The sequence below is a fragment of the Paraburkholderia sp. J12 genome (genome assembly GCF_905220215.1).
In the GTDB taxonomy this organism is placed as follows: domain Bacteria; phylum Pseudomonadota; class Gammaproteobacteria; order Burkholderiales; family Burkholderiaceae; genus Paraburkholderia.
On record NZ_CAJMZC010000014.1, the window covers coordinates 151791 to 168488 of the forward strand.

The following is a 16698-nucleotide window of genomic DNA, read 5'->3' on the forward strand; positions in this document are numbered from 1 at the left end:
ACCAATATTTACAACCCATAGGCTCAGGTGCATGGGGGATATATCGTTGAATCGATAAATCGACGCGTCGCACGGGAGGTTAGCTTATGTCGTCTTGGCCGATTTTCCGTATAACTGCCATCGATATCTGATTTTAGCCACCCCTGCTCCCGACCGGGAGACGCCCAGACTGCGTCCCAGGCGCGTTTGCATGGCCAAAATCACTTTTCAATATCTGCAGAAGAACCGGTTCCATGGGACAATCACGGCTTCCCTGCCGTCTTCCATCCGCATTTTCCCCATGTCCGCTGATTCGGCGCCCGAGCGCAGCGCGTTCGCAACGACCTTGCAGATCATTCCGGTCGTTTTTTTCACGTTCCTCTGCTATCTGACCATCGGTATCCCGCTCGCGGTGCTGCCGGGCTACGTCCATAACGACCTCGGTTTCAGCACCGTCGTGGCGGGCGGCGCCATCAGCGTGCAGTACCTCGCCACGCTCGCCTCGCGCGCGCTCGCCGGCCGCTCGGCCGACACGCTCGGCCCCAAGCGCACCGTCACGCTCGGCCTGATCGGCTGCGGCGCGAGCGGCGTGCTGCTCCTGCTCGCCACGCTCGTCGCGCACTGGCCCGCGCTCTCGCTCACGCTGCTGGTGGCGAGCCGTCTCCTGCTCGGCTGCGGCGAAAGCCTGTGCGGCACCGGCGCGATCCTCTGGGGCATCGGGCGGGTGGGCACCGCCAACAACGCACGCGTGATCTCCTGGAACGGCATCGCCACCTACGGCGCGCTTGCCATCGGCGCGCCGCTCGGCGTGGAATTCGCGCATTACCTCGGCTACTGGACGCTCGGCGTGGCCGTGATCGGGCTCGCCGCGCTCGGCTACTGGCTCGCGCGCCCCATCGCCCCGGTGCCGGTGGTGCACGGCGAGCGCCTCTCGTACCGCAGCGTGTTCATGCGCGTGTTCCCGCACGGCATGGGCCTCGCGCTCGGCTCGGCGGGCTTCGGCTCGATCGCCACCTTCATCACGCTCTTCTACGCCGCGCGCCAGTGGCCCAACGCGGCTTTCACGCTGACCGTGTTCGGCCTCATGTTCATCGGCGCGCGCCTCCTGTTCGCCAACACCATCAAGCGCTTCGGCGGCTTTCGCGTGGCCATCGCGTCGTTCTCGTGCGAATGCGCGGGACTGCTCCTGCTGTGGCTCGCGCCCGTGCCGCACGTCGCGCTGGCCGGCGCCGCGCTCACGGGCTTCGGCTTCGCGCTCGTGTTTCCGGCGCTCGGCGTCGAAGCGGTCGGTCTGGTGCCGGCCGCGAGCCGCGGCGCGGCGCTCTCCGCGTACTCGGTGTTCCTCGACCTCTCGCTCGGCATCACCGGCCCGCTTGCCGGCTATGTCGCGAATCTGTTCGGCTACGGCTCGGTGTTTCTTTTTGCGGCCATTGCCGCGGCCGCGGCAGTCGTCCTTTCGGTCTCGCTGCATCGGCGCAGCGTGCGCGATGCGCAGGCCGCCTCCGCGGCCAGCGCGCCTGCCGCCACGGGCGCCGAATGAAAAAAACGCCGCACGGCTCTGCTCCGCGCGGCGTTTTTGCATGAGGACAGCAGCGGCGGCGGCATGGTTGCCACCGCCTGCCTCGAACCCCGGATCCAGGCTTACTTCTTCACGATCTTCACCGCAGCCGGATCGAGCTTCTTGCCGGTGGCTTCGTTGTACTTCTGCACCCATTCCTCGGTAAGCTTGCGCACCGCGCGGCCGATCTTGCGGTAGTCCGACTCGTTCAGGTTCGCCAGCGACACGCGGCCCGACGGGTGCGGCGTGCCGAAGCCCATACCCGGCAGCAGCACGACACGCGCATCGCTCGCGAGACGGAACAACAGCTCGTTCGGCTTCACCTGCTTGAGCAGCCAGTCCACGAAATCGCGGCCGAAGAGTTTCTCGCCCAGGTACTCCATGTCGAGAATCGTGTAGTAGTCCACCTGATTCGGGTCGGTCTCGTCGTAGGCAATGCCCATCTCTTCGAAGAGCGCGCGCTTGCGGTTGCGGATCAGGCGCTTGAGCGCATTCTTGTACGCGTCCGGCGTGTCCATCAGCGAGAACAGCGAGAAGAGCACCATCTGCACCTGCTGCGGCGTCGAGAGGCCAGCCGTGTGGTTCAGCGCCACCGTGCGGCTGTCGGCCACGAGGCGGTCGATGAACTTGAGGTTGTCCGGCTCCGTCGTGATCGACTCGTAGCGCTTGTGCAGGATCTTCTTCTCGTCCTTCGGCAGCTTCGCGAGCAGATGGTCGAGCACGTTGTCGCGATGCGTGGCGATCGTGCCGAGGCGCCAGCCCGTCGCGCCGAAGTACTTCGAATAGGAGTACACGAGAATCGTGTTCTTCGGCGCAAGCGCGAAGAGCGAGACGAAGTTATCGGCGAAGGTGCCGTACACGTCGTCGGTCAGGAGGATGAGGTCCGGACGTTCCTTGATGATCTCGGCGATGTACTCGAGGCTCTCGTCGTCGATCTTCACCGAAGGCGGGTTGCTCGGGTTCACGAGGAAAAACGCCTTGATCTTCGGGTCGCGCAGCTTGTCGAGCTCCTTCTTCGAGTACTGCCAGTCGTTCTCGACCTTGGCCTCGACGTGCACGACGTTGAGCTCGTAGTCGTTGAGTTCCGGAATCTCGATGTAGGGCGTGAAGATCGGCATGCCGAGCGCGATTGTATCGCCCGGCTTGATGAGGAAGTTCTCGCGCATCGTGTTGAAGATGTACGTCATCGCCGCCGTGCCGCCTTCCACCGCGAACACGTCGAACTCGCCGACGAACGGATGCTTGCCGATCATCTCGCGGCGCAGGTACTGGCCGACGATGATCTCCGAGAGCCTGAGCATGCGGTCCGGCACCGGATAGTTGCAGGCGAGAATACCTTCGCACATTTCATAGAGGAAGTCGCCCGCCGAAAGCCCGAGCTGGTCGCGCACGTACGACACGGCGCCCGCAAGGAACTCGATGCCGGGCTGGCCCTTGTTCTCGCGCACGAAGAGATCGAAACGCTCGACGATGCCCACGCGCTGCGGGAAGCCCCCCACGCCCTCGGGCATGTAGGCGAACGAGCGCTCCGATTCGCGCATGGCGAAGAGGCCCAGTTGCCAGAAGCCGTGACGCGGAATGGTGGCGAGGAAGTTGGGGTTGCCGCGGCCGGCGTTGAGCATCGAGAAGTTGGCCGGACGCTCGGTTGCGCCGCCGCCCGCCGCCTTGATCAGCTCGTCCTTCAGCTCGAACGGGCTCAGTGCGTCGAGACCCGACTTTTCCTTCGCTTCTTTACCTTTTGCCATGGTGCTTTTCTCCAGTGGAAGAACGGATGCGAGGCGCCGCCCGAGGGGCACCCCGCATTGCCTTGAGCGTTATGCGAGACCGACCACGAGCGGCCCGAGCAGCGTGAGCAGCACGTTGGCGATCGCATAGGTGATGGCGAACGGCACGGTCGGCACCGCGCTTTCGGCCTTGTCGAGCACGCCGCCGAACGCCGGATTCGCACTGCGTGCGCCGGACAGTGCGCCCGCGAGGATCGCCGCGTTGTTGTACTTCAGCACGTAGCGGCCGAAGAGCATCGTGAGGAGCAGGGGGACCATCGTCACGACCACGCCGAGCAGGAAGATCGTGACGCCGCTCTGCTTGATCGTCACCACGGCCTGCAGGCCCGAGTTCAGGCCCACCACGGCAACGAACGCCGCGAGACCGAAGTCCTTGAGCAGTTGCGAAGCGGCCGGCGGCATCACGCCGTACATCGGATGCTTGCCGCGCATCCAGCCGAACAGCAGGCCCGCGAGCAGACAGCCGCCGCCCGAGCCGAGCGTGAGCGGAATGCCCGCCACGTTCACGACGATCAGGCCGATCAGAAGACCGAGCACGAGACCGACGCCCATGTAGATGAAGTCGGTCTTGTTGCTGTAGGCGAGCTCATAACCCGCTTCCTGCACCGCGCGCTTCGTATCGGTTGCCGTGCCGTAGATCGTGATCACGTCGCCGTGCTCGAGCTTCGTTTGCGGCAGCACGGGAACGGGCTGACCCACGCGCTCGATCTTCTCGATGTACACGCCGTGGCGCATGTCGCGGTCCACGTTCTTGCGCACCTCGGCGATCGTCGTGTGATTCATGCCCTTTCTCGTGAACACGAGCTGGCGCGTCTGCATCACGAGGCTCATGCCGCCCGAGTCGGGCACTTCCGGCCCGATCAGCGCACCCACTTCGACCATCTGCTCGCGGCGCCCCACCACGAGCACGATGTCGTCGCGGGAAAGCACGAAATCAGGCGTGGAATCGAGCACCTTGCCCGCACGCCGAACCTTCTCGATGGCGACGAGATCTTTCTCGGCCGTCTCGAGCTGCTTGACCGTCTTGCCCGCGGCCGCTTCCACGCGAAACACGCGGCCGAAGAGCTCGGGCAGCGCCGTGACCTGGCCCGGCCCCGAACTGCCCGCGCCGCCGGACATCTCTTTCTCGGCCTCGATCGAGGCCTCCCGGAGCCCCTGCCCCATGAATTTCGGCAGGATGTTCACGCAAACGATGATCGCGCCGAGCGAGCCGAACACGTAAGTCACGGCGTAGCCGATCGCGACGTCGGCCTGCATGGACTTCACCTCGTCGGGCGAGAGGCCGAGGCGCGCGATGGCGTCGCCTGCCGTGCCGATGATCGCCGACTGCGTCATGCCGCCGGCGGCGAGGCCCGCGGCGAGGCCCTTGTTGAGGTGAAAGAGCTTCGCACAGATGATGACGGTCACGAGGCCCGCAACGGCCATGAACACGGCCATGGCGATCTCGCGCAGCGTCTTGCGGTTGAGCGAGTTGAAAAAGCCCGGGCCCGAGTCGTAGCCCACCGCATAGATGAACACGGCGAACATCACCGCCTTCACGCCGTTGTCCACCGTCACGCCCACCTGGCTAATCACGACGGCCGCGAGGAGCGAGCCGCCCACGCCACCCAGCTGGAATTTCCCGAAGTTGATCTGGCCGACCCAGTAGCCGACCGCCAGTGACAGAAACAACGCTATTTCGGGGGATTTGTGAAAAATGTCATGTAGCCATTCCATCGTGCCCTCGCTGTGTGAATCGCTGCGTGAATCGCCGCGTAAATACTACGTACTGCTGTGGAAATGAACCGCCATCGGGGCGAAGCTGCCACGTGAGTCCGTGCACCGCCTCGCTGCCCCTCAGCCGAACTTCGCCGCCAGCCCGACGACAACCGGGCCCATCAGCGGCAACAAGATGTTCGATAACGCATAGGTGATGGTGTAGCCGATCACCGGAATCGAATTGCCCGCCACGCCGACGAGCGCACTGATCGCCGGCGTGCTGCACTGCTGCCCCGCAATCGCGCCGAGCAGCATCGGCGCTTCCAGCTTGAGAAACATGCGCCCGATCCAGAGCGACAGGAAACCGGGAATCACCACCAGCAGAATGCCCGCAGCGGGCAGCGCCAGACCGTATTCGCGTACGAGCCGGATGGCGTCGGGGCCGGCCGAAAGCCCAACCGCCGCGATGAAGGTGGCAAGACCGAAGTCCTTGAGCACCTGGGCCGCCGCCGACGGCAGCGAGCCGACCACCGGAAAATGCGAGCGCAACCAGCCAAAGAGGAGACCCGAAAGCAGGCACCCGCCGCCGGTGCCGAGCACCAGCGTCACGCCGCCGATCGTCGCGCCGAGCCGGCCGATCGCCATGCCGACGAGCACGCCGAGGCCAAGGTATACGAAGTCGGTCTTTTGCGTCTGCTGGATGACATAGCCAAGCCGCTTCGCGCCACGCGCGACATCCGTGGGCGCGCCCACGAGCGTGAGCACGTCGCCGCGCTGGACCACCGTGCCGGGCAGCGCCGGCACCGTGGTGTCCGAGCGCGTGAGCGCGGCCACGTAGATGCCGCGCCCCGCCTGCGGCTCGGCGCGCTCGCGCATCTGGGCGAGCGTGATGCCGTTGATGTCGCGGCGCGTGACCAGCACGTCGGTGCGCTGCGCGAGGACCCGCGCGAAACTTTCGCCCGAGACCTCCTCGCCGAACGCCGACGACGCCTCGATCATCGCTTCGCGCCGCCCCGCGATGAACACGGTGTCGCCCGCCGCCAGCACGAACTGCGCGTCCACTTCAAGCTGCTTGCCCCCGCGCAGTACGCGCTCGATCGTCACGTTGTTGCCGAAGCGCGCTTCGAAAGCGGAGACGACGGTGCCCGCAGCCGGCCCCACGAGGAACGCGCGGCCGACGAGCGGCGGCAGTGCGAGCCGCTCCCCTTCGTCGAGCACGCCGTCGCCGCCGAGCTTGCGGGCGAGCCGGGCCGATTCGTCGCGCAGATTGATGCGCAGGATGAGCGGCGCAATCTGGCTTGTGAAAAGGACGATGGTGATGAGGCCAAAAAGGTAGCTCACGCTATAGGCAGTCGCGATGTTCGACTGGAGCTGGGTGACCTGCGCACTGGCGAGACCGAGCTTCGAGACGGCTTCGGAGGCCGTGCCGATCACGGCGGATTCGGTGGCCGCCCCCGCGAGCAGCCCCGCGGCGGTGCCCGGATCGAGTTTCATCGTAACGACTGCAATCATCACGAGCGTCATCACGGAAACGATTTCAACGACCGAGAGGAGCCCGTAGCGCCAGCCGCGCAGCACGTTGGCGAAGAACTGCGGGCCGCCCGTGAAACCGAGCGCGAAGATGAAGAGCGCGAAGGCAATGTTCTTGAGGTCGGGCGCGATGCGCGCGCCGGTCTGCCCCAGCACCAGCGCGACGATCAGCGTGCCGCACACGCCGCCGAGCGAAATCGGCCCGAATTTGAAGGAGCCAATCAGATAACCCAGCGCGAGACTGAGGAAAAGCGCAATTTCGGGCTGCGATTTCAGCAATTCGACGATCATGAGTGTCCGGCCTGCTGATTAAAGGTTTTGAGTGTGCCAAAAATTGCATGGAAAAGCGCGCAAAGTGTGCGCACCGCGTATTCCACAATGGGTCCGTCACAGCACCGGTAATAAATCGCCCGGCTACTCTACTCTTATTCATGCCTATGCGACCAGCGTGAATTCACGCTGGGTTGATGCAATGCAACCCGGGCAGCAGATAAGGAAATTTCGCAAGGCAATTGGAAAATTTCAGCAGAAAAACACGAAAGACAAGACAGACATCGTTTCCTCGCGAGCTGGCCCGCAACCCGCAAGCCACCGGGCCGACGGGCGGTCGACCCGGCCGGGAAAAACGCTATCTGCAGAACCGAAAAACGATGGGCAATTCAATTGCGCATACGGCCACACCGCATTCCTCATTCAATTCCCATGCCAGATGAGTATTGAATCCTTTACACCAATGCAACGCTGTGCCACGCCGAGATAAATATTGTAATTCCCACAGACTGTCAATATGATTTTCATTCCCGTACCGCCAATGCGAGGCCGCAACGAAGGGCGCAAGAAGGGCGCAACAAGCCGAATCCACGGAGACAGTGCTGCACTCTCTTGCCGTTGCAGCGTCTCTTCTTCCGATTCATGCAGTCAGCATACGAGGCGAATGTCCATGAACCAGATACACGCCATGCGCGTCTTCGTCAGGGTCGCGGAAACGCAAAGCTTCCGCCGCGCCGCGCAGCAGCTCGACGTGTCCAACGCACTCGTCACCCGTTCGGTCGCGATGCTCGAAGCGCATCTGCACACGCGTCTCATCAATCGCACCACGCGTAACCTGTCTCTGACCGAAGCCGGGCAGCGCTATCTGGAAGGCTGCCGAAGCGTGCTCGAAGAGCTCGATCACCTGGAGCATACGGTCGCCCACACCGAGCGCGAACCGAGCGGCACGCTGCGCGTGGTCGCCGCAGGGGCGCTTTCGCTCGCCACGCTCACCCCGCTCATCGACGGCTACCGGCGGCTCTATCCGCGCGTGAACGTGCGGCTCACGCTCGCCGAGCGGCGCATCGACCTGATCGAAGACGGTTTCGACTGCGGCATCGTCGCGGCGGCTTCCTTGCGCGGCAGCGATGTCGTCGAGCGCTCGCTCGGCACCACCACCTTCGTGCCGTGCGCCGCGCCGGCCTGGCTCGCGGAGCACGGCGAGCCGCGCACGCCCGAAGCGCTCGCGCGCGTCGCCGCCGTCACGCTGCCGCCCGAGGAGCGCAGCGCGACGTGGCAGTTCGCGCGGCCCGGCGAGCGCGCACAGCAGGTCACGCTCCAACCGGCCTACGCCGTGAACAATATGTTGATGGTGCGCCTCGCGGCGCTCGCGGGCATGGGCGTGGCGATCGTGCCGGCCTCGCTCGTCGCCGACGATCTCACGGCCGGCACGCTGCGGCGCCTGTTGCCCGACTACGAGATCGACGACCCCGAAGCCCGGATGTCGATCGTCTATCCGAGCCGCCAGTACCTGCCTGCCAAGACGCGCCGCTTCGTCGACTACACGGTCGAGCACTTCGGGACGGCGGGATCCGCCGAAACCCAGGCACCCGCGAGCCTGCGACCGCCCGCACCCGCGGCGGGCAGCGCGATGAATGGCGCCCTGAACAGCACGATGGGCAACGCGCTGCGCGAGGCGGTCTAAAGCATCGCGCAGTGCCCGGAACCGTCCGGGCGCCTGCGGCCATCACTCTCCATACGCGTTCTGCACCGCCGTGCCCTCGCCGGGCTCGCCCGCGCCGCACAACTCGCGCAAGAGCGGCGCCTCGCGCTCGTGCACTTCGACCGGCAACCACACCGCCCCGGCCCACGCGAGGTAACGCGCCCGATGCTGGCCGTTGCGAAAGGCCACCACCCCCTCGTGCGCGAGCCGCAGCCACCCCCCAATCCCCGGCGCGCGACGTGTCGAGATCGTGACATAGGGCATCTGCGGCACGCGTTCGCTCTCCGGATCGAGGAAGTCGCGAATGCCGCGCACCTTGCCCGCGTGCCAGTCGTCCACGGGGCGCAGCACGTAATCGGTATCGTCGCGATCGGCGCACAGCAGCAGCTTGTGCAGATCGACGATCACGACTTCATGGCGCGTGCCGTCGGTCGTGAAGACGCGCTTTAAGCGCACATGGTCGTAAGCGTGATGCGTGGGCAGCGGCACGATCCAGAGAGGTTCGGCAGCGGAAGACGGCGAGAGGCTCGGGTCGGGCGTAAACATGGGCGAGCGCTGCATGCGAGAGGACGGCAATTTCTATGATTAAAAGCGGCCTAAGCTACGAGGCAATCGTGACGCTCGTGTGACCTATGCGCAGCGCATTCCCGTACCGGAGAGGACCATGCACATCGAAACGTTCGGCGCCGACGTGCGCATCGAAGCCAGCGGCCAGATCGCGACCATCGTGCTCGAGCGGCCCGCGTGCCGCAACGCCATCGACCGCCCCACGGCAAACGCGCTCGCCGATGCCTTCGCTCGTTTCGAAACGAATGGCGCATGGCATGCGGCGGTGCTGTTCGGCGCGGGCGGCACGTTCTGCTCGGGCGCCGATCTCACGGCCCTCGGCGATGAAAGCCGGCGCAACGAACTGCATGCCGACGGCAGCGGGCCAGGCCCGCTCGGCCCCACGCGCATGCGGCTCGCCAAGCCCGTCATCGCTGCAATCACAGGATACGCCGTCGCGGGCGGCCTGGAGCTCGCTTTGTTGTGCGATCTGCGTGTGGTGGAAGAAGACGCGGTGCTGGGCGTGTTCTGCCGGCGCGTGGGCGTGCCGCTGATCGACGGCGGCACCGTGCGGCTGCCGCGCCTGATCGGCCTGTCTCGCGCGCTCGATCTGATCCTCACGGGACGGTCCGTCGATGCCCGCGAGGCACTCGCCTTCGGTCTCGCGAACCGCGTCGTACCGTGTGGCGAAGCGCGCGCGGCCGCGGAGCGGCTCGCCGCGCAGATCGCCGCGTTCCCGCAGGCCGCGTTGCTTGCCGATCGCCGCTCCGCCTTCGAGAACAGCCCGCTCGACGACTGCGCCGAAGCGTTGCGCCGCGAAGGCGCGGGCGGCTATCGTGCGGTGCTCGACGAGGGCCTGGCGGGCGCGGCGCGTTTCGCGTCGGGTTCGGGACGCCACGGCGGTGCGCTCGACGGCTGATTCGGGTCGAAGGCGTCTGCCCGACCGACTAGCGGCACTAGCAGCACTAACAGCACAAGCGGCACAAACGGGCGCGAGTGTTGGCCGCAAGGCACAACGAAAAGCGGGTCGTATGCGATGTGTCAGGATTCAGTACAATTCCGTGTTGACTTAATTGCGGCTTCCCGGGCGCGCCGTGCGCACCGTCGGCCGCGTGACTCCGACCCGCGCCGCGCCATGCCCCTGCCCCTTCTCGCCCTCGCCGTTGCCGCCTTTGGAATCGGTACCACCGAGTTCGTCATCATGGGGCTCCTGCCCGACGTGGCGCGCGACCTCGCCGTCTCGATCCCGGCCGCCGGCATGCTGGTCTCCGCCTATGCGCTCGGCGTGACCATCGGCGCACCGATCGTCGCCATCGCCATCGCCAACGTGCCGCGCAAAGCGGCGCTCATGCGGCTGATCGGCATCTTCATCGTGGGCAACCTGCTGTGCGCGCTCGCGCCGAACTACACGATCCTGATGGCCGCGCGCATCGTCACCGCGTTTTGCCACGGCGCGTTCTTCGGCATCGGCTCCGTGGTCGCAGCCGGCCTCGTCGCGCCGAACCGCCGCGCCCAGGCCATCGCGCTGATGTTCACCGGCCTCACGCTCGCCAACGTGCTGGGCGTGCCGCTCGGCACGGCGCTCGGCCAGATCGCCGGCTGGCGCGCGACCTTCTGGGCCGTGACCGGCATCGGCCTGCTCGCAGCCGCAGCGCTCTGGGTCTGCCTGCCGGCGAAGATCGAAATGCAGAAGGCGAGCCTCGTGCACGAGTTCGCCGTGCTGAAGAACCCGCAGGTGCTCATGGTGCTCGGCATCAGCGTGCTGGCTTCGGCGAGCCTCTTCTCCGTGTTCACCTACATCACGCCGATCCTCGAAGACGTGACCGGCTTCAGCCCCCACGAAGTGACCTTCGTGCTGCTTCTGTTCGGCCTCGGCCTGACCGTGGGCAGCACGCTCGGCGGCAAGCTCGCCGACTGGAAGCTCATGCGCTCGCTGCTCGGCTTCCTCGCGCTCATCAGCGTGGTGCTCGCCGCGTTCGCTGCCACCATGCACGACCAGATCGCCGCCATGGCGACCATTTTCGTGTGGGGCATTCTCGCGTTCGCCATCGTCCCGCCGCTGCAGATCCTGATCGTCAATCGCGCGAGCCATGCGCCGAACCTCGCTTCCACGCTCAACCAGGGCGCGTTCAATCTCGGCAATGCGAGCGGCGCGTGGCTGGGCGGCGTGGCGATCAGCGCGGGCGCGCCGCTCACGGCGCTGCCGTGGGTGGGGATCGCGATGGCCCTCGGCTCGCTCGCGCTCACGCTCGTTTCGGCTCAGCTCGACCGGCGCGCCCGGCGCCTCGCCGTGGCGGGGCCGCAGTCCTGCGCATGAAGACCTGGGGGCAGCGAGGCATAACGCGCCTTTAGCCGTCTGGGTCGACGCATCGAGGATTGCCTGCCCGCGCGCCCCGCCGCACGGGGCCTTCCGCCGGCGCCCGAACGCGCCCCCGTAGTAGCATCTGGCCCGATGAAAACCGTCCTCACCCGCGATTTCCTCGCGCTGATCCTGAGCGTCGCCGTGGTCGGCGTGGGTTACGGCGCCACGCTGCCGCTCACGGCGCTCGCTCTGTCCCAGGCCGGCTACGGCACCGCCGTCATCGGCCTTCTGACCGCCACGCAGGCCTTCGGCGGCCTCGCCGTCGCGCCGCTTGCCGCGTGGGTCTCCACGCGCTTCACCAACCGTCAGGTCATCACGGGCGCCGTGCTCGCCGTGGCGCTCGCCACCGCCGCGATGCAGATCACCGCGAATCTCTGGGCCTGGGCGCTCCTGCGCATGGTCTGCGGCGCGGCGCTCATGCTGCTCTTCACGATCGGCGAAGCCTGGGTCAACCAGCTCGCCGACGACACGAACCGCGGCCGCGTGGTCGCGATCTACGCCACCACGTTCACGCTGTTCCAGATGGCGGGGCCCGTGCTGGTGAGCCAGATCGCCGACTCGCTGACCTGGCGCTTCGCGATCTGCGGCGCGATCTTTCTCGTGGCGCTGCCCATGCTCGCCGCCATGCGCGGGACGGCACGGGCGAGCAACGTGCACGATACCCATGATGGGCACGATGGGCACGGACACGCCGCACAGGCGGGCAGCTGGCGCCACGTGCTGCCGAGGATGCCGGCGCTCGTGCTCGCCACGGCCTTCTTCGCCCTCTTCGATACGCTCGCGCTCTCGCTTTTGCCGCTCTTCGCCATGGACCACGGCATCGGCAGCGAAGAGGCCGTGCTGTTCGCCTCGGCGGTGCTGCTGGGCGACACGGCCCTGCAGTTCCCCATCGGCTGGCTCGCGGACAAGCTCGGCCGCGAACGCGTGCATGCGCTCGCGGGCATCACCGTGGCGGTGCTGCTGCCGCTGCTGCCGTTCGTGATGGGCACGCCCTGGCTGTGCTGGCCGCTCCTCTTCGTGCTCGGCGCGGCCGCGGGAGCCATCTACACGCTGGCCGTGGTGGCGTGCGGCGAGCGCTTCGAAGGCGTCGCGCTCGTCTCCGCGAGCGCCGTCGTGAGCGCTTCGTGGAGCGCGGCGAGCTTCGCCGGCCCAATCGTCACCGGCGCGCTGATGGAGCATGCCGGGCGCGATGCGATGCTCTGGGTGCTGTTCGCGGGCGTGCTCGTGTTCCTCTTTGCGCTGCAGTGGGAGCGCACGCGCCGGCTCGTGCAAGCCTGAGCGCCATACGGGTTGCATCAAAACGCAGGGCCGGTGCGCTGCGAAGCACACCGGCCCTGCGTTCATCCGTCTTTCGATCAGGACTGCAATGCAGGCAGGATCCTGCCGACGCAGGTGCCGAAGCCCACGCGATACCCCTCGCCCTGGCACCAGCCCGCGAGCGTGAGTTCGTCGCCGTCCTCGATGAAGCCGCGCGTGCCGCCGCCCGCGAGTTCGAGCGGATGCTTCGCGTTCCACGTGAGTTCGAGCAGGCTGCCGAACGAGTCGGGCGTCGGGCCCGAGATCGTGCCCGAACCCATGAGGTCGCCCACACGCGTGTTGCAGCCCGCCACGGTGTGATGCGCGAGCTGCTGCGCCATCGTCCAGTACATGTGGCGGAAATTCGTGCGCGCGATCGCGGTCGCCTGGGCAGCGCCTTCAGGGCGCAGCAGCACTTCGAGCGCGATGTCGAACGCGTGGTCGCCGGTATGGCGAAGGTATTCGAGCGGCTGCGGATCCTGCTGCGGCTGCGCGACGCGGAACGGCTCCAGCGCGTCGAGCGTCACGACCCACGGCGAGATCGACGTGGCGAAGGTCTTCGCGTTGAACGGCCCGAGCGGCACGTATTCCCATTGCTGGATGTCGCGCGCGCTCCAGTCGTTGAGCAGCACCATGCCGAAGATGTGATCTTCGGCGTCCTCGCATGCCACCGGCTCGCCCAGCGCGTTGCCGCGCCCGACGATGAAGCCGGTCTCCAGTTCGATGTCGAGCTTGCGGCAGGCACCGAACACCGGACGCTCCTGCTCGGGCAGCTTCAGCTGGCCTCGTGGACGACGCACCGGCGTGCCGCTCACCACCACCGACGATGCACGCCCGTTATAGCCGATCGGCATTTCCGACCAGTTCGGCAGGAGCGCATTCTTCGGATCCCGAAACATCGAGCCGACGTTGGTTGCGTGCTCTTTCGACGAATAGAAGTCGGTATAGCCGGGGATGTCCACCGGCAGATGCAGCGTGGCATCGGCCTGGCGCACGAAGGCGCGGGCCTTGAGCGCGGCGTCGTCGCGCAATGTCGCGGTTTCGCGCGCCAGCAGCGAAGAAAGCTGGATGCGCACGCTGCGCCACGTCTCGCGGCCGAGCGCGATGAAATCGTTCAGCGCGCCGCGTGCGAAGACATCCTGCGACGCGCCTTGCGGCAGGCGCAGCAGGCCCGCGTCGTGCAGCACGGCAAGGTCGGCGATCAGCTTGCCGATCGCCACGCCCACGCGCGGCGCGGCGTTGCCGGCGTGGCTGAACACGCCGAACGGCAGGTTCTGGATCGGGAAATCGCACTGCGGGTCGTTCGCGCTGTCGATCCAGCTCTTGCGCGCCGGGTCGAGCGTCGCCTGAAGATCGCTCTGGATGGTGCGGCTCATTGCTTCTCCGGATTGAAATGTTTTGTGAGGCCTTGCCAGCACTGGTAGTAATTGGCCTGCAGTTCGGCCGCTTCGAGCGCGTAACGCGTCGGGCGGATCAGCGTGCGGGTTTCGAACATGAAGGCCAGGGTGTCGCCCACCTTGTGCGGCTTCGAGGTATCGGCGTTCGAGGCCTTCTCGAAGGTTTCCGCATCGGGGCCGTGGCCCGACATGCAGTTGTGCAGACTCGCGCCGCCCGGCACGAAACCCTCGGCCTTGGCATCGTAGACGCCATGCACGAGGCCCATGAATTCGCTCGCGATATTGCGGTGATACCAGGGCGGACGAAACGTGTTCTCCGCCGCGAGCCAGCGCGGCGGGAAGATCACGAAGTCGATCGAATCGACGCCCGGGGTGTCGGTGGGCGCGTGCAGCACGAGGAAGATCGACGGGTCCGGGTGGTCGTAGCTGATCGAGCCGATGGTGTTGTAGCGGCGCAGGTCGTACTTGTAGGGCGCGTAGTTGCCGTGCCACGCCACCACGTCGAGCGGCGAATGGCCGATGTCCGCGCGCCACAGCTCGCCGTTCAGCTTCGTGACGAGTTCGAACGGTCCTTCGCGGTCTTCGTAGGCCGCGTGCGGCGTGAGGAAGTCGCGCGGATTCGCGAGACCGTTCGAACCGATCACGCCGAGGTCCGGCAGGCGCAGGAGCGCGCCGAAGTTCTCGCAGAGATAGCCGCGGGCTTCGCCGTCGGGCAGATCGACCGCGAAGCGCACGCCGCGCGGAATCACCGCGATCTCGAACGGCTCGACTTCGAGCCGGCCCATCTCGGTGGCAATGGCGAGGCGCCCGTGCTGCGGGACGATCAGCAGCTCGCCGTCCGAGTTGTAGAAGAAGCGGTCCGTCATCGGCCGGTTCGCGGCGTACAGATGGATCGCGCAGCCGCTCATCGACGCCGCCGAGCCGTTGCCGGCCATCGTCACCCAGCCGTCGATGAAGTCGGTGGGCTCGGCCGGCATGGGTAGCGGGTCCCAGCGCAGCTGGTTGGGCGGCGTGGGCGGCACGGCGCCGAAGTCGGCGACGAGGCGCGAAGCGCGTGCCGTGAGCGGCATGAGCGGCATGAGCGGCGTGAAGGGCCGATGCACCGCCCCCGGACGGATGCGGTAAAGCCACGAGCGGCGGTTGTGCGAGCGCGGAGCGGTGAAAGCCGTGCCCGAAATCTGCTCGGCGTACAGGCCGTAGGCCACGCGCTGCGGCGAGTTCCGGCCCTCGGGCAAGGCGCCGGGAAGCGCCTCGGTGGCGAACTCGTTGCCGAAGCCGCTCATGTAGCCGCGCTGGGCATCCACGGCCTCGGCGGGGTGTCGCAGGGGTGCGTTCATGCTGATGTCTCCACGTGCTCCGGCACGGCGGCAAGCCGGCCGTGCCTCGTCCGATTGAGTCTGGGTCGAGGCCTGGCGGAATCCCGTCCGGATCCCGCCCTGGCCCGAAAAAAGTACAACGACGCGTGTCGCGTGATTTACGAATAGTAAAACGGATTATGAATAGTAAAACACCGTGTATACCCTGGCCTTGAGCGCCCCGGCCCGCTAACGTCCTGCAGGCGGCCTGCGGGCGCCCGTGCCATCGATAACGTTATAAGCAAGAAGTCGAATCGCCCGGCGCGGCGACTGCTACCATCAAGTCATGCGGCCCCCGGCGCGCGCGAAGGCGCGGCGTCCGAGCGTGGCCAGCGCCGCCACTCACCCTCTATGATCGCTCCGACTATTCCCGAGCTTGTCGCCCGCGCCGCCGCCCATCCGTTTCTCGGCGAGCACCTCGCGCTGGGTACGGGCGCCTGGCACGACCAGGCGGTCGCAAGGCGACGCGGCGTGGAGTTGCTCTCGGCCTACGAACCGATCTACGACATCACCGTGCACAGCGGCGTGCAGTCGCTCACGGCCGATCTCTCGAGCGCGTCGCGCTTTGGCGACGAACTGGGTTTTCAGGCCGTGACGCTGCGCGAGCAGGACGGTCAGGCCGTGCCTTTCGATCCGTTCGTGGATTCGCTCGACGATCCCGAACTGGTCGCGCTCGACCGCATGGTGCGCTCGCTGCACGCGATCAACTTTCTCGGCTCGCAGCAGCACGGGCTCCTCTTCCTGCGCGTGCACGAGCGGCTCCTGAAAAGCGTGAAGTACGACCACGGGCGGCACTTTTCGAACGTGCTGGTCTCGTTCGGGCTGAATCCCGGGCGCATCGTGATCGAGCTGCCCGCGGCGGCCGTGGCGCACCGGACCTTCGTCGGCTATCTCACGAAGAGCTATCAGCGTTATGGGTTCAAGGTCGCCGGCAATCTGCCCAATGCCGGACAGATCCTTTCGGTGTCCGACATGGCGCGGCTCGATTTCGTGAAGATGGATGCCACCGCGGCGCTGCGCGATTCGGTGGTGAAGCCGCTCGTGAGTTATGCCGCGCGGCTGCGGATTCCGCTGATATTCAATCGCGTAGTGGACGCGGCGCAGTTCGATCTGTTGCAGCAGTACGACGTGCGGTTCGTGCAGGGGCCGGTGTTCGCGGCCCAGGATAAAGTGATTTGAAGCGGCGTGATTTGAAGCGGGGCGATTTGAAGCGGCGTGTAG

General features: G+C 66.4%; 12 protein-coding genes. 6 read left to right on the top strand and 6 right to left on the bottom strand.

Annotation, left to right across the window (positions count from 1 at the left end):
• The first annotated feature begins 280 nt into the window (after positions 1-280).
• The gene (locus U5760_RS25695) at positions 281-1519 is read left to right on the top strand and encodes an MFS transporter (RefSeq protein WP_322015131.1); all 1239 of its coding nucleotides are present in this window, start codon (positions 281-283) and stop codon (positions 1517-1519) included.
• A 101-nt stretch (positions 1520-1620) separates the two neighbouring features.
• Here the strand turns inward: U5760_RS25695 and U5760_RS25700 are convergent, their stop codons facing one another.
• From U5760_RS25700 to aspT (U5760_RS25710), 3 genes are all read right to left on the bottom strand, one after another.
• The gene (locus U5760_RS25700) at positions 1621-3282 is read right to left on the bottom strand and encodes a bifunctional aspartate transaminase/aspartate 4-decarboxylase (RefSeq protein WP_322015132.1); all 1662 of its coding nucleotides are present in this window, start codon (positions 3280-3282) and stop codon (positions 1621-1623) included.
• Positions 3283-3351: 69 nt separating this feature from the next.
• Positions 3352-5037, bottom strand: a complete 1686-nt coding sequence (gene aspT, locus U5760_RS25705) for an aspartate-alanine antiporter (RefSeq protein ID WP_322015133.1) — start codon at positions 5035-5037, stop codon at positions 3352-3354.
• Positions 5038-5157: 120 nt separating this feature from the next.
• On the bottom strand, positions 5158-6840 hold the full coding sequence (gene aspT, locus U5760_RS25710; RefSeq protein ID WP_322015134.1) for an aspartate-alanine antiporter: 1683 nt from the start codon (positions 6838-6840) through the stop codon (positions 5158-5160).
• 649 nt (positions 6841-7489) lie between these two features.
• On the opposite strand from aspT (U5760_RS25710), the gene U5760_RS25715 reads away from it, so the two are divergent.
• Positions 7490-8503, top strand: a complete 1014-nt coding sequence (locus U5760_RS25715) for a LysR family transcriptional regulator (RefSeq protein WP_322015135.1) — start codon at positions 7490-7492, stop codon at positions 8501-8503.
• Positions 8504-8545: 42 nt separating this feature from the next.
• Here the strand turns inward: U5760_RS25715 and U5760_RS25720 are convergent, their stop codons facing one another.
• Positions 8546-9067 (bottom strand): plasmid fertility inhibition factor family protein, encoded by a 522-nt coding sequence (locus U5760_RS25720; RefSeq protein ID WP_322015136.1) that lies wholly within the window; start codon positions 9065-9067, stop codon positions 8546-8548.
• A gap of 118 nt (positions 9068-9185) precedes the next feature.
• Here U5760_RS25720 and U5760_RS25725 point away from each other — a divergent pair, with 118 nt between their 5' ends.
• From U5760_RS25725 to U5760_RS25735, 3 genes are all read left to right on the top strand, one after another.
• Positions 9186-9986, top strand: coding sequence for a crotonase/enoyl-CoA hydratase family protein (locus U5760_RS25725; protein WP_322015137.1), 801 nt, complete (start codon positions 9186-9188; stop codon positions 9984-9986).
• A gap of 216 nt (positions 9987-10202) precedes the next feature.
• Positions 10203-11384, top strand: a complete 1182-nt coding sequence (locus U5760_RS25730; RefSeq protein ID WP_322015138.1) for an MFS transporter — start codon at positions 10203-10205, stop codon at positions 11382-11384.
• A 135-nt stretch (positions 11385-11519) separates the two neighbouring features.
• A complete protein-coding gene (locus U5760_RS25735; RefSeq protein ID WP_322015139.1) occupies positions 11520-12707 on the top strand; it encodes an MFS transporter in 1188 nt (395 codons plus the stop codon).
• A gap of 77 nt (positions 12708-12784) precedes the next feature.
• On the opposite strand, the gene fahA is transcribed toward U5760_RS25735, so the two are convergent.
• The gene (fahA, locus tag U5760_RS25740; protein ID WP_322015140.1) at positions 12785-14101 is read right to left on the bottom strand and encodes a fumarylacetoacetase; all 1317 of its coding nucleotides are present in this window, start codon (positions 14099-14101) and stop codon (positions 12785-12787) included.
• Positions 14098-15459 carry a homogentisate 1,2-dioxygenase gene (gene hmgA / locus U5760_RS25745; protein WP_322015141.1) on the bottom strand — a complete coding sequence of 454 codons (1362 nt, stop codon included), beginning with the start codon at positions 15457-15459 and terminating at the stop codon, positions 14098-14100. The genes fahA and hmgA overlap by 4 nt, the downstream gene beginning before the upstream one ends.
• A gap of 369 nt (positions 15460-15828) precedes the next feature.
• On the opposite strand from hmgA, the gene U5760_RS25750 reads away from it, so the two are divergent.
• On the top strand, positions 15829-16656 hold the full coding sequence (locus tag U5760_RS25750; RefSeq protein ID WP_322015142.1) for an EAL domain-containing protein: 828 nt from the start codon (positions 15829-15831) through the stop codon (positions 16654-16656).
• Positions 16657-16698 lie beyond the last annotated feature (42 nt).

What these genes read in the sequence shown, in the direction of transcription:
- U5760_RS25715 (WP_322015135.1), top strand. Translation starts at nt 7,490, where the DNA reads ATGAACCAGATACACGCCATGCGCGTCTTCGTCAGGGTCGCGGAAACG.
- U5760_RS25735 (WP_322015139.1), top strand. Translation starts at nt 11,520, where the DNA reads ATGAAAACCGTCCTCACCCGCGATTTCCTCGCGCTGATCCTGAGCGTC.
- hmgA (WP_322015141.1), bottom strand. Translation starts at nt 15,459, where the DNA reads ATGAACGCACCCCTGCGACACCCCGCCGAGGCCGTGGATGCCCAGCGC.
- U5760_RS25695 (WP_322015131.1), top strand. Translation starts at nt 281, where the DNA reads ATGTCCGCTGATTCGGCGCCCGAGCGCAGCGCGTTCGCAACGACCTTG.
- U5760_RS25700 (WP_322015132.1), bottom strand. Translation starts at nt 3,282, where the DNA reads ATGGCAAAAGGTAAAGAAGCGAAGGAAAAGTCGGGTCTCGACGCACTG.
- aspT (WP_322015133.1), bottom strand. Translation starts at nt 5,037, where the DNA reads ATGGAATGGCTACATGACATTTTTCACAAATCCCCCGAAATAGCGTTG.
- U5760_RS25725 (WP_322015137.1), top strand. Translation starts at nt 9,186, where the DNA reads ATGCACATCGAAACGTTCGGCGCCGACGTGCGCATCGAAGCCAGCGGC.
- U5760_RS25750 (WP_322015142.1), top strand. Translation starts at nt 15,829, where the DNA reads ATGATCGCTCCGACTATTCCCGAGCTTGTCGCCCGCGCCGCCGCCCAT.
- U5760_RS25720 (WP_322015136.1), bottom strand. Translation starts at nt 9,067, where the DNA reads ATGTTTACGCCCGACCCGAGCCTCTCGCCGTCTTCCGCTGCCGAACCT.
- U5760_RS25730 (WP_322015138.1), top strand. Translation starts at nt 10,203, where the DNA reads ATGCCCCTGCCCCTTCTCGCCCTCGCCGTTGCCGCCTTTGGAATCGGT.
- fahA (WP_322015140.1), bottom strand. Translation starts at nt 14,101, where the DNA reads ATGAGCCGCACCATCCAGAGCGATCTTCAGGCGACGCTCGACCCGGCG.
- aspT (WP_322015134.1), bottom strand. Translation starts at nt 6,840, where the DNA reads ATGATCGTCGAATTGCTGAAATCGCAGCCCGAAATTGCGCTTTTCCTC.